The organism is Protofrankia sp. CiP1_Cm_nod1 (genome assembly GCF_920888515.1).
Lineage (GTDB): Bacteria > Actinomycetota > Actinomycetes > Frankiales > Frankiaceae > Protofrankia.
The window spans coordinates 1-12,429 of sequence record NZ_CAKKTM010000316.1 but is presented as its reverse complement, the minus strand read 5'-3'; the positions used below and the strand labels follow the sequence as shown (position 1 = coordinate 12,429).

Genomic DNA, 12,429 nt, shown 5'->3' with positions numbered 1-12,429 from the left:
GCTGCAGTCCGATTCCTTTTTTGCCCACGCGGAGACAACATCCTGGGGCTTCAAGACGAAAGGAGCACCCGTCCGGCTCGGTTTTTGCCCACGTGGGAGCCTGCGGCATTGGCAGCCGCACCTGACGAGTGGCTTGTCGCAGTTCGACTCGGATTTTGCCTGCGCGGGGACCCCGTCACAGTTTTCACCCCCGCTGACCTGCGACGATGCAAGATCGTTCCAGAACCTCCGGGAGGTGGATAACTGGGCAAAAATTCATGATCGATAACGTTTGTGCGGGTCAGGGAGGTGCCGATGTTTTCCGGAACCTCCCCCGATCCGCGGCGTGTCGGAGGTCCTGGGCGACGATCAAGGTTGTGCGGTTTGACAGGAAGCCGCATCGTGTGCTGCTCGGCCGGCCGAGCGCGGTGCCGGCGGGCCCGTAGGGTCTCCCTGGGGCTGCGCCCCTGGCCCCGCCCCTCCCGGCCGACCGGATGGCACGCCTGTGACCTGGCCACCGACACCACCTCCTGTCCGGGAGTACCGGGCGTATGTTCCGGCTCGGCGCTCCACGAGCCAGCCCCCTGCCTGGCCGATTCGCCCACAGGGCCGGACCTGCGGGGGCTGCGGCGCTGGCACGGGCGGACGGCAGCGGGTCACGGGCCACTCCGAAGACACAGATGCGGCATGTCCGGGTCGACGGTCGCCGGTACCCTCATCTTGTAGCCATGCCGAGCCGGACACGATGTAGGGGGTCGCGATGCGGGCGCCCCGTCGCCGACGGCCACGCAGCTCAACCAAGCTGATAGCCGCCGATCCGGGGTATCTGGCTGCCCTGGCCGCGCGGGTTTCCTACACCCCGAGCCCCGAGCACAAGGACTACCTGACCAGCGCCGGGCCGGGGAAGCTGCGAAGTGACGCGTCGGCGTGTCCACGTGACCTGGTGCTCGACGATGTCGCCAAATGGCTGTACGACGCGGTGCGCGCTGGCAACGTCAGCGCACACGTCGAGGGTGATTTCCCGCGTTACGTATGGACGCGGGTCGGTGAACGCGTCTACGAGGCGCGTCTGTGTAACTCGGGGTCTGGCGAGTACAAGGGATACCCGATCCTTCCCGCGGAAGCTCCGGGGTGGCTTCCGTGAGTGTCGGGGTCGAGTTGCGGATCGAGTGGCTTGACGCACCCGGCGTGCGTGCTCCCGAACTGGCCGCCACCTGGGCGAGGTACGAGCTGTGGGTGGACGGCAGATGTGTGACGCAGGTGGAGGAGGCCGGTGGCACCTTCCGGCGGTCGGTCTATGGCAGTCTTTATCCGCTGGCGGAATGGATCGCCACCAACTGGTGGCTGCTGACGGGGCACATTCGTCCCTCCGCCATCAGGCCCACGCACTGGACGTGGTCCAACCTGCGCCGGTATCCCTGGCTGCGCCAGCACAACCTGCGGGGCGCCGGAGACGGGATGGCCTGGCCCGACCTGACAGCGGTACCCGAAGGGGCGATCACCCGGATTGTCTGGGCCGCCGACGAGGACCGGGTGCCGGGGGCGTTGCGGTTCGCGTCACGCGGACGAGCGCTGGTGCGCTCCGACGAAGCCAGAAAGACGTTGGCCGGCATCGTCCAACGCGTCCTTGACCGGCTCGCGGAGTCGGACGTCGGGAAGACGCCGCTTTCCACGGAATGGGCGGAAATAGGAAACGCGGACGAAGAGGAGCGGGATTTCTTCCTGGCGGCGGCCAGGCTGGGCCTCGACCCGTATGCGGTCGACGAGGAGACCACGGCGAAACTGCTGGCCATTGTGCCGGCCATCCCGGACGAGCTTCGGGACGACTTCCTGGACAGCGCGGACCTCGACACCCTTGACATAGCCGCTGCGTGGCTCCCGAAAGCGTCCGAAGCGGCTCGCCACGCGTCAGCCGACGCCGCGATGCCGTTGGATCCTCTTCGTGCGGCGGTGGCGGGTGAGCTCGCCGCGGGCGCCGTGCGGGACGGCGCCGGCCTTCGACAGTCATGGCATGTCGGCTTCGACATGGCACGCGCGGTGCGGCAGGCGCTGGGCACCGGGGCGACCGTGCCCTTCGACATATCCGCCTGGGTGGGCGCACGGACACTTCAGGGCCCCGCGGGCGGCCTACAGGGCTTTGCCGCTGTCCGGGACGACCGGTGCGGGCTCGCGCTGAGCGATTCACCGACGTTCGCGAGCACGGCGGGGCCTGGTAGCCACTATCAGTCGTTCCGCCGCGCGAAGGCACTCGGCCGTGCGATTTTCCGGCCATATCAGCGAACCTTCCTCCTGGCCTCCACCCATGTCGGCGACGACCGGGTCGCGGGCGCCTTCGCGGCCGAGCTGCTTGCCCCGGCCGAGGGAATACGCCGTGCACTGGCGACTCTCGGGACGCACGACGAGGACGCCGCCCTCGACGTCATAGCGAGCCATTTCGGCGTTTCACCACTGACCGTAAGACATCAGGTCGACAACCAGCTTGAGGACATCTGAAAAGCTAATAATATTCATTTCAGCCCGGTGGGGGCGGGGTGTCGGTGGGCGTCGCCGGGCGGGACGGTCCGACGCGCTGCCGGTAGCGTCGGGTCTTGGCCCGGTTACCGCAGACGGCGGTCGCGCACCAGCGCCCGGTCCGGGGCTTCGATTCGTCGTAGAAGACGACTCGGCAGTCCGGCGCCGCGCACATCTTCACTCGCTGCCAGGTGCCGTCCGCCGTTGCGAGGACCGCGGCGGCCGCGAGACGCGCCACTGCCTGAGCGGCCTCGCCGCCTCCGGCGGGTTCGAGTTCGACACCGCCGGGGCCCACCCGGATCCGCAGCGCGAGGCGGTCGGCCACGTCGCCCAGATCGACGCTCTCCGGAGGCGGTTGCGTAGTCCGCCGGTTGGCCGCGGCCGCCTCGCGAAGCGCCGTGCGCAGGCGCAGCGCGTCCGCGAACTCGGTCTCGCCCGCGAACGCCCCTTCCGGCGCCAGGCCGTGAGCCGTGAGCCAGCGGCTCAGCGCCTCGGGATCCGTGAGCTGCTCGCGCGGCCGGTGGGCGCCGAAGATCCGCTCGTCCACGGAGTTGAGGAACGCCCCCAGTGCACGCAGCGACAGCGGCGCACCGTAGTGCGACGACCAGGCGTCCAAGGGGTCCATGTCCTCACCAGTGAACCACCTATCAGGAGCGACACCATTAAATGATATAGATGGTGTTGGTAAGGGCTGCGGCCTGAAGATCTACGACTAGAAGGGGCCCGGATGCGTACAGGAGAGCAGGCAGGACGGAGATCAGGCGGGCCGGCCGGGAGGGTGACGCCGTTCCGGATCAGCACACCGGACGACGTGCTGGAGCGGATCCGACAGCGTCTCGCCGAATTCGACCCGGCGGCCCTGTCGAGACGGCCCGGTTGGCAGTCCGGTACCGACCCGGCGGCGCTTGACGCACTCACGCGGTACTGGCTCACCGGCTACGACTGGCGCCGGCACGAGCGAGAGCTCAACACCTTCGAGCAGTTCATCGCCACCGTTGACGGCGTCAAGCTGCACGTCCTGCGGGAGCCCGGCTCCGGAACCGCTCCCTCGACGGTGCTGCTGCTGCATGGATGGCCCACCTCGTTCGCGACGTTCCGCGCGGTCATCCGCGGGCTCGCGCACCCGGAGACCGCCGGCGGCGATCCGAGGGACGGGCTGACCGTCGTCGTCCCGTCACTACCCGGATACGGCTTCTCCTCGCTCGCGCCGGCCCCGCTCGGCGCGCGGTCGGCCGGGCACCTCTTCCACAGGCTGCTTACCGAGGTTCTCGGGGAGTCCAGGTACTACGTCCACGGCGGGGATCAGGGTGCGCCGATCGCCGAGTGGATGGCCTTCGACCATCCGGACCACTGCGCCGGGCTGCACACCACCCTCCTCGGCGTCCGTCACGACGGGGCGCCCCTGGGAAGCGGCCTGACCGGCGTCGAGGATCCGTCGGCCGACGAGGCCGCGTTCGTCCGGCGGGAGCATGACCTGAACACCGGCCCCCTGGGCGCATACCTTCTTCTGCAGGTGACGGCGCCGCTCACGCTGGCACCGGCCCTGGCGGACAGCCCGGCCGGCTTCGCCGCATGGGCGCTGGAGAAGTTTCACCTGTGGAGCGACCCCAACGCCAACGCCAACGCCGCCGGCGGCGGACCGGCGCTGACCGCGGACGACATCATCACCGAGATGATGATCTATCTTGCCTCGGGCAGCGTCGCCAGCTCGTTGGTGGCCTACTCGGAGTTCCTCGCCGGCCCGATCACGCTTCCGCCCGGCCGCGTCATCGAGGTGCCCTCCGCGTTCGCGGCCTTCCCCGACCCGCGGGTCGTGACCCCGCCGGCGAGCTTCGTCGCGCGTTCGCGCAACCTGGTGCGATTCACCGAACCGCCGCGCGGTGGGCACTTCCCGGCCCTCGAGGTCCCTGAGATCTTCACGGCCGACCTGGCCGGGTTCGTCCGGCAGGCGGAACGCGCCAGCACGACGACGTGATCCGCGCATGCGTCGACGAGCCGGGCCGGGCCGGGGCGCGCCACCGTTCGGGTGAACGGTGCGTTTCCCGTTTCCCAGGCGGGAGCGTAAGAACCCCAGGCAGGAGCGTAAGAAAAACGTGACACTCCCCTCTCCACGGTTCTCACCGGGTCAGCTCTTCATGATCGGTTCACCGGGTCTCTCCGGCTGGTTCAGGATTTTTCTGGTGAGCTGGTGGAGGGCGGGGCAGAGGTTGACGGTGTCCTCGTAGCAGGCGACGTTGACCAGGATGTCGGCGGCGGCGACCAGCAGCGCGTAGCGTCCCGACGGGCTGCCGAGGATGTCCGCGAACGTGGCGTGGAGCTGTTCGGCGGTTTCGGGGGCGGCCAGGGCGGTGCAGTACAGGCGTGCGGCGCCGGAGCCGGCCACGCCGGTGCCCCAGTGTTCCCAGTCGAGGATCGTCAGGTTGGGGATGGTGACGTTGCCCCAGTGCAGGTCCAGGTGTTCGGTGCTGCCCCAGGCCGGCGCGATTCCCGGGGGGAGTGGCCGGCGGCCGCATGTCGGGTGAACACGCACGGTGACACCGTACCGTCCGGACCGATGGCGGCGGTGCCGTGTCCGCACTGCCCGCAGGTGTCCGCCTGCTGTCGTACTGAGGGTGTTGGCCGAGGTGTAGGTGGAAAACGTTATCTCGACAACGTTTTCCACCGACGGCTTCCGTACCCGTAGGTGGAAAACGTTGTCGGGGCAGCGCTTTCTACCTACGAGTGGTGGATGCCGGCTGCGGTCGTGGGTGGTTTTCGTCGATATGGTGTCCCTACGCGTGGATGTCGGGGGTCAGCGGCGTTGGGGGCGTGGGTGTGAACGGGTGTGCTGGTGGGGGTGGGACGCAATGGTCTGTCAGCGGGGGGCAGGCTGGGTGCTCTGGAGGGTTTCGGCTGTCTGGAGCGCTTCGGGTGCCTGGCGGGCCTGGGCGCGCTGGGTGATGGTGTGGACGGTGGCGGCGGCGATCATTGTCGTGATGCCGCCGAGCCACAGCCCGGCGCGGGCGTTGAGCCGTTCCGAGAGGAAGCCGACCCACAGGGAGCCGAGCGGGGTCGATCCGATCATGATGGTCGTGTAGACGGACATCACCCGCCCCCGGAAGGCCGGGTCGCTGCCCAGCTGGATGCGGTGGTTCGCGGCCTGGGCGAAGAAGATCGCCCCGAAGCCGGTGGCGAACAGGCCTACCGCGGCGGTCGCGAACGTCGGGGCCCAGCCGGTCAGCGTCATCACCAGGCCGAGGCCGAACGCGCCGCCGGTCACCAGCCCGGCCGCCGGCCGGCCGCGCCGTCCGGTCGTCGCCAGCGCCGAGAGCAGCGAACCGGCGGCGAACGCGGTGGTGAGCAGCCCGAACGACGCCGCGTCGGCATGGAACACCGTCCTGGCCAGCAGCGGCAGCGTGAGCTGGAAGTTCATCGCGCACAGGCCGACGGCGGCGGCCAGCGCGAGCGGCAGCGTCAGATCCTGCCGGGACGCGAGGTAGCGCAGCCCGTCCACGATCCGCGTGCCGGTGGCCGGCCGGGTGACCCGGTGCAGCTCCGCGGGGCGCATCATGCGCAGGCCCACCACGGTGGCCAGGTAGCTCACCGCGTTGACCACCATCACCGGGCCGGTGCCGAACGCGGCGATCAGCACGCCGGCGAGCGCCGGCCCGGTCACCCGGGCGACGTTGAAGTACGCGGCGCTCAGCGCCGACGCGTTCGGCAGCAGCTCGGGGCCGACCATCTCGCTGACGAACGCCAGCCGGGCCGGCATCTCGACGGCGTTCACCACGCCCAGCGCCAGCGCGAACAGCTGGATGTGCCACAGCGCGACGCTGTCGGTGAGCACCAGCGCCGCGAGCCCGAGCGCCAGCGTCCCGGAGGCGAGGTTGGCGACGGTGAGCAGCAGCCGCTTGTCGTACCGGTCGGCGAGCCGGCCGCCGATCAGTGTCAGCAGCAGCGACGGGGTGAACTGCAGCGCGGTCACGACACCGAGCGCGCTCGCGGAGTCGTGGGTCAGGCCGAGTACCAGCCAGTCCTGGGCGACGACCATCATCCAGGTCCCCGCGACCGACAGGAGCTGGCCGGCGGCGAAGAGCCGGAAGTTGCGCACGGAAAGGGAACGGAGCGGGTTCACAGCGTCCAGATGACCACAGTCAGTTGACGAGCTCTATGTGGCACGTCGGGCCGGGTGCCTTCGCGAGGCGGGTATCGGCCGTGTAGAGCGGGCAGTCGAGGCTTTCGGCGAGTGCCACGTAGCAGGCGTCATAAGGCGTGACATTGCCTCGGAGCTCGAATACCCGCCGGAGTAGCGGACGGGCCGGGTAACGAGTCAGCGGCAGGGCCATCAGATCGTCGAGAGCGGCGGAGAAACGGGCTGCGTCGATGTCACCTGCCTGCCACCGGCGTCGGAGCACCGATGCCGTCTCGACGTCGGCCAGGTCTGGGACGGCGATGTCGCCGGCGCCGCGGAGGATGTCGCGGGCATGATCGCCGTCCTTGGTGTCGTCGCCGACGGCGTTGGCGAGGACTGAGGCGTCCAGGACGATCAATTTAGTGGCGCTCCGCGTCGAGATCGGCGACCGCCTGTTGGAAGCCGACTCGGCCGCCTGCCCTGGTCGTGATCCGATTGATCACCTCGTCCAGGCTGGGGATCGTTGCCAGCCGGGTGAGCTGGATCGTCAGATACTGCTGCAGCGACTGGCCCGCGTCGCGGGCTCGTTCCTGCAGCCTGTGATGGATGTCGTCAGGAAGGTCGCGAACCACGACAGTCGTCATGCATGCATAATGCATGTCCTCAGATCAACCGCGCAAGCCGTCCGTGCCGTGGAGAGGCGATGATCGCGAACGGTGGTTGCCGCCGACCCTGGGGCGGTCGCGGGCGCGGCCGCGGCAGCGGTGGGCTGTGGGCACGGTGGGTGTCCGGAGCTTTCGGATGGGGTGGCGGTCGCTTATCGTGCCGGTGAGGAGGCGTGCCGTTCGGCTCGCAGAACGCTACTCCCAGTGACGAGTGCTGGGGCTGGGGCTGTCATCATGTTTCTGGCATTTTTCGACAGGTGTCATTTCTCGGTGAGTGCCAGTAGGCCGTTTCGGACCCAGGTAGGACCAGACAGGTAGGACCAGACAGGAACGGTTCGTGGCGATCGCCGGTGTTGCCACGCCACCGGTGATCGTGCCGCTCCGGCGCCGCCCGGCACAGAGCCCAGCTCGGTCAAGGAGGAAGAACATGACAGAACGAACAGTGTTCTCACAGGGAGTGACCGCACCCCGGGCGGGCGCGTACCGTGTCGATCCGGCCCGCTCCACGGTGCGTTTCACCACGCGCGGGCTGTTCGGCCTGCTCAAGGTGGTCGGCACCCTGACCGTCCGGGAGGGCTCGATCGTCGTCGCCGACCCGCTGGAGACGTCCACCGTGCGTGCCGTGATCGACGCGACCAGCCTGGACACCGCCAACAGCACCCGGGACAAGCACCTGCGGGAGGCGGGCTTCCTGGACGTCGGGACCTACCCGGACATCACCTTCGTCTCCGAACGGTTCGTGGCGTCCGCGGGCGCCTGGGCCCTCGCCGGCACCCTGACGGTGCAGCGGGTCTCCCGTCCGGTGGAGCTGGCCATCACGGTGGCCGAGCCGGCCAACGGCGAGGTGCGCTTCCAGGCCACCGCGCGGACCGACCGGCACGCGTTCGGCGTCAGCAAGGGCAGGGGCGCGGCCGCCCGCTACCAGGCGATCGACATCGACCTCGTGGCTGTCCTGCTGTAGATGCGGCCGTGGAGGCGGCGGTAGATGCGGCGGTAGAGGCGGCCCGGCCACCGATACGCCGGCGGTGCCCGCGCCGGCGGGACCGCCGGATACCCGCCGGCCGCGGGACCCGTAGGGTGTTGCGGTGTGGCGCTGATCCTTCTGCCTGCCGTGGACGTCGCCGACGGCCGTGCCGTCCGGCTCGTCCAGGGCAGGGCCGGTTCCGAGACCTCCTACGGCGACCCCCGCGAGGCCGCGCTGGCCTGGCAGCGCGACGGCGCCGAGTGGATCCATCTCGTCGACCTCGACGCGGCCTTCGGCCGGGGCTCGAACCGTGACCTGATCGCCGAGGTGGTGCGGTCGGTCGACGTGGCCGTGGAGCTCTCCGGCGGGATCCGCGACGACGGCTCCCTGGACGCGGCGCTGGCGACCGGCGCGGCCCGGGTGAACATCGGCACGGCCGCGCTGGAGAACCCCGACTGGGTGCGCGCGGCGATCGACCGGGTCGGCGACCGGATCGCCGTCGGCCTCGACGTCCGCGGCACCACCCTGTCCGCCCGCGGCTGGACCCGCGACGGCGGCGAGCTGTTCGACGTCCTCGCCCGGCTGGACGCCGACGGCTGCGCCCGCTACGTGGTCACCGACGTCCACCGGGACGGCACCCTCACCGGGCCCAACCTCGACCTGCTGCGTACCGTCACCGCGGCCACGTCCCGGCCGGTGGTCGCCAGCGGCGGGGTGTCGGCGCTGGACGACCTGGTGGCCATCGCGGGTGTGCCGGGCGTCGAGGGCGCCATCGTCGGCAAGGCCCTGTACGCGGGGGCGTTCACCCTGCCCGAGGCGCTGGCGGCCGCCGCCGGCGGGCCCGCGCGCGTCCGGTGACCGTCGCCGTCCGGGTGATCCCGTGTCTGGACGTCGACGCCGGCCGGGTGGTCAAGGGCGTGAACTTCACCGGCCTGCGGGACGCCGGCGACCCGGTGGAGATGGCGAAGCTCTACGACGCCGAGGGCGCCGACGAGCTGACCTTCCTCGACATCACCGCGTCCAGCGGGAACCGTGAGACCACCTATGACGTGGTCCGGCGCACCGCCGAGCAGGTCTTCATCCCGCTGACGGTCGGTGGCGGCGTACGCGCGGTCGATGATGTCGACCGGTTGCTGCGCGCCGGCGCGGACAAGGTCGGCATCAACACCGCCGCGGTCGCCCGCCCGGAGCTGGTCCGCGAGTGCGCGCTGCGGTTCGGCAGCCAGTGCATCGTGCTGTCGGTGGACGCCCGCCGGACCAGGGCCGCGGGCTACCCGGGCTCCCCGGGCTCCGCTGCTTCCTCGGACCCGGCGGGCCCCGCGGGGCCCGGCACGCCCCGGTTCGAGGTGACGACCCACGGCGGCCGTACCGGCACGGGCATCGACGCGGTCGCCTGGGCGGCGCGGGCGGTGGAGCTCGGCGCCGGGGAGATCCTGCTGAACTCGATGGACGCCGACGGGACCAGGGACGGCTACGACCTGGAGATGATCGCCGCGGTGCGCGCGGCCGTGGACGTGCCCGTCATCGCCAGCGGCGGGGCGGGACGGCTGGCGGACTTCGCCCCGGCGGTTGCCGCCGGCGCCGACGCGGTGCTCGCCGCGAGCGTTTTCCACTTCGGTGACCTGCGTATCGGCGCGGTCAAGGACGCGCTGCGCGCCGCCGCGGTACCGGTCCGCTGAACGCGCCGCCCCGCCTGGGCGCGGCAGTCCTGGGCACACCGCCCCGCCGAACACACCGCCCCGCCGAACACACCGGTTCGCCGAACACACCGGTTCGCCGAACACACCGCCCCGCCGAACACACCGGTTCGCCGAACACACCGGTTCGCCGAACACACCGGTTCGCCGAACACACCGGTTCGCTGGGCGTCCGTCAGCTCATGGCCGTCTGCCGGACATCTCGTGAGTGGACGATGCCGATGTGGGTCAGCCTCCGATGTGGGTCAGCCGCTACACGGTAACCATTGCACACGGTTGCTGATCGTATGCGAAATGGTGTGCGTCAGCTGTCGTATACGAGCCGTCGGGTGCGCCGCGCGCATGGACCGGACGTCACCCGCCGGGCGATGATTGCGTCGGGTGATGATTCCGGCGGGTGATGGTTCCGGGAGAGCGCGACGCCGGTCAGAGGACGTTGCGGTGTACAGCGTTGTCGACGTGAACGCGTCCCGGCGGTGCTGGCCGGCACCGGCCGGGGCTGGCCGGCGTAGCCGGCGGAGCGCCGGCGGTGAGCAGTACGGCCGTGGTGAGCGGCAGAGGGGAGAGCCGTGCCCGAACACGCCCCGAACCACGCGCAGGCGGCCCCGGGTCACGCGAAGGCGCTGACGGCCGCGGAACCGGACGTGCTGGCAGTCGCGAGGGCGCCCGCGACCAGGGCCTGCGCGCGGTCCGTATCCGCTCCCGCCGCTCCCGCGTTCGCGTATACGGGTGTCACCCAGGAGGCGGGCACGGCGGACGCGCTGGAAGCGGACACGGGCGCTGGCACGGCAGGCGTGAGCCCGGCGGGCGCGCGTATGGCGGATGCGGACACGGCAGGCGTGAGCCCGGTGGGCGTGAACACGGCGGATGCGGAGACGGCGGATGCGGAGACGGTGGGGGCGCCGCTTTCCGCGGGCTCTCCTGCCGTCATCCGCCGGGGGCTGGCCATCCTCGGCACGGGGATCCGGGACGAGCCCCGGGTGTTCGCCGTCGCGGTCGTCGGCAGCGGCCTGTTCGGCCTGATGATGGTGGCGAGCGCGGTGGTGCTCGGCGAGGTCGTCGACAGGGTCGTGCTGCCGTCCTTCACGACCGGCCGGGCCGGCGCCGGCGGCCTCGCGCTGGCCGCGGTCGTCCTGTTCGCGGTCGGGGCGGCCCGGGCCGCCGGGATGTTCGTACGCCGGCTCGGCGGCGGTGTGATGGCCTTCCGGCTACAGGCCGCCTGCCGCCGCCGCGTCGTCCGGCAGTACCTGCGGCTGCCGCTGTCCTGGCACCAGCGCCATCCGACCGGCCTGCTGCTGTCGAACGCGAACGCCGACGTCGAGGCGAGCTGGGCGCCGGTCCTCCCGCTGCCGTTCGCGGTGGGGGTGCTGGGCGCGCTGGTCGTCGCCCTGACAGTGCTGATAGTGACGGATCCGCTGCTCACCGGTGTGGGATGCGTCGTCTTCCCGGCCTTCGGCGCTGTCAACATCGTCTATGGCCGGAAGATCTCCCCGTTGCTCGCCCGCGCCCAGCAGCTGCGGGCGGAGGTCAGCGGGCTCGCGCACGAGTCCTTCGACGGCGCGCTGGTGGTCAAGACAACGGGCCGGGAGGACGACGAGACGGCCCGGTTCGCCCGCAAGGCGGACGAGCTGCGCGCGGCGATGGTGCGCGCCGGGCAGGTCCGGGGGCTGTTCGACCCGGTGATGGACGCGTTGCCCAACATCGGCGTGCTGGTCGTCCTGCTGGTCGGGACGGCCCGGATCGCCGCGGGCGACCTGGCGGTCGGGGAGCTGATCCGGGTCGCCTACCTGTTCACGCTGCTGGCGTTCCCGCTGCGGGCGATCGGCTGGGTGTTCGGCGAGCTGCCCCGGTCGGTCGTCGGCCACCGCCGGGTGAGCACGGTGCTGCGGGCCCGTGACGACCAGCGTTTCGGCTCGGAGTCCGTGCCGGGACGCGCGCCGGTGGCGCTGGCGGTGGACGCCGTCTCCTACACCTATCCACGGCCGTCCCCACGGCCGGCCCCACGGCCGTCCGTGGGGCCGCTCACCGAGGGTGGGGCGCCGGCGGCCACCGCGGTGGCCGTTTCGCCCCCGGAGAGCCCGGCGCTGGAACGTCCGACGCTGGACAGGGTGAGCTTCGAGGTGCCGGCGGGCCGGGTGGTGGCGCTGGTGGGACGGACCGGTGCGGGCAAGTCCACACTGGCCGGCCTGCTGGTCAGGCTGTACGACCCCGACAGCGGGGCGGTCCGCGTGGACGGGGCCGACCTGGCGGAGCTCGCCCGCGACGAGGCCGCCGCGGTGGCCGCCCTCGTCCCCCAGCAGGCGTTCCTGTTCGACGACACCGTCCGCGCCAACGTCACCCTCGGCTCCGAGGTGGGCGACGAGGCGGTCTGGGAGGCGCTCGCGCGCGCCCAGGCGGACGGTTTCGTCGCCGCGCTGCCCGCCGGGCTGGACACGCGGGTCGGCGAGCGGGGCACGACGCTCTCGGGCGGCCAGCGGCAGCGGATCGCGCTGGCCCGCGCGC

12 protein-coding genes are annotated in these 12,429 nt (G+C 71.1%); 7 read left to right on the top strand and 5 right to left on the bottom strand.

Annotated features, from left to right (window positions below; all coding sequences use genetic code 11):
• Positions 1-739 precede the first annotated feature (739 nt).
• Together NBX02_RS14075 and NBX02_RS14070 are read left to right on the top strand one after the other, a co-directional pair.
• Complete coding sequence (locus NBX02_RS14075) at positions 740-1,123, top strand: hypothetical protein (RefSeq protein ID WP_250284641.1); 384 nt, start codon at positions 740-742, stop codon at positions 1,121-1,123.
• Positions 1,120-2,472 (top strand): ImmA/IrrE family metallo-endopeptidase, encoded by a 1,353-nt coding sequence (locus NBX02_RS14070; RefSeq protein WP_250291681.1) that lies wholly within the window; start codon positions 1,120-1,122, stop codon positions 2,470-2,472. The genes NBX02_RS14075 and NBX02_RS14070 overlap by 4 nt, the downstream gene beginning before the upstream one ends.
• A gap of 19 nt (positions 2,473-2,491) precedes the next feature.
• On the opposite strand, the gene NBX02_RS14065 is transcribed toward NBX02_RS14070, so the two are convergent.
• Positions 2,492-3,115 carry a CGNR zinc finger domain-containing protein gene (locus NBX02_RS14065; RefSeq protein WP_250285881.1) on the bottom strand — a complete coding sequence of 208 codons (624 nt, stop codon included), beginning with the start codon at positions 3,113-3,115 and terminating at the stop codon, positions 2,492-2,494.
• A 102-nt stretch (positions 3,116-3,217) separates the two neighbouring features.
• Between NBX02_RS14065 and NBX02_RS14060 the strand changes: the two genes are divergently transcribed.
• Positions 3,218-4,465, top strand: coding sequence for an epoxide hydrolase family protein (locus NBX02_RS14060; RefSeq protein WP_250291679.1), 1,248 nt, complete (start codon positions 3,218-3,220; stop codon positions 4,463-4,465).
• 150 nt (positions 4,466-4,615) lie between these two features.
• Here NBX02_RS14060 and NBX02_RS14055 read toward each other — a convergent pair whose 3' ends face one another.
• From NBX02_RS14055 to NBX02_RS14040, 4 genes are all read right to left on the bottom strand, one after another.
• Positions 4,616-5,020 (bottom strand): hypothetical protein, encoded by a 405-nt coding sequence (locus NBX02_RS14055; RefSeq protein ID WP_250291677.1) that lies wholly within the window; start codon positions 5,018-5,020, stop codon positions 4,616-4,618.
• A 324-nt stretch (positions 5,021-5,344) separates the two neighbouring features.
• Positions 5,345-6,604: an MFS transporter gene (locus NBX02_RS14050; protein WP_250285878.1), complete on the bottom strand. Its 1,260-nt coding sequence runs from the start codon at positions 6,602-6,604 to the stop codon at positions 5,345-5,347.
• A gap of 19 nt (positions 6,605-6,623) precedes the next feature.
• Positions 6,624-7,019 (bottom strand): type II toxin-antitoxin system VapC family toxin, encoded by a 396-nt coding sequence (locus NBX02_RS14045; protein WP_250285877.1) that lies wholly within the window; start codon positions 7,017-7,019, stop codon positions 6,624-6,626.
• 1 nt (position 7,020) lies between these two features.
• A complete protein-coding gene (locus NBX02_RS14040; protein ID WP_250285876.1) occupies positions 7,021-7,245 on the bottom strand; it encodes a FitA-like ribbon-helix-helix domain-containing protein in 225 nt (74 codons plus the stop codon).
• A gap of 448 nt (positions 7,246-7,693) precedes the next feature.
• Between NBX02_RS14040 and NBX02_RS14035 the strand changes: the two genes are divergently transcribed.
• The 4 genes from NBX02_RS14035 to NBX02_RS14020 form a co-directional block, all read left to right on the top strand.
• Positions 7,694-8,227: a YceI family protein gene (locus NBX02_RS14035; protein ID WP_250285875.1), complete on the top strand. Its 534-nt coding sequence runs from the start codon at positions 7,694-7,696 to the stop codon at positions 8,225-8,227.
• A gap of 126 nt (positions 8,228-8,353) precedes the next feature.
• Positions 8,354-9,088, top strand: coding sequence for a bifunctional 1-(5-phosphoribosyl)-5-((5-phosphoribosylamino)methylideneamino)imidazole-4-carboxamide isomerase/phosphoribosylanthranilate isomerase PriA (gene priA, locus NBX02_RS14030; protein WP_250285874.1), 735 nt, complete (start codon positions 8,354-8,356; stop codon positions 9,086-9,088).
• A complete protein-coding gene (gene hisF / locus NBX02_RS14025) occupies positions 9,085-9,909 on the top strand; it encodes an imidazole glycerol phosphate synthase subunit HisF (RefSeq protein ID WP_250285873.1) in 825 nt (274 codons plus the stop codon). The genes priA and hisF overlap by 4 nt, the downstream gene beginning before the upstream one ends.
• A 587-nt stretch (positions 9,910-10,496) precedes the next feature.
• On the top strand, positions 10,497-12,429 hold a 1,933-nt coding region (locus tag NBX02_RS14020; RefSeq protein WP_250291676.1), incomplete at its 3' end, for an ABC transporter transmembrane domain-containing protein.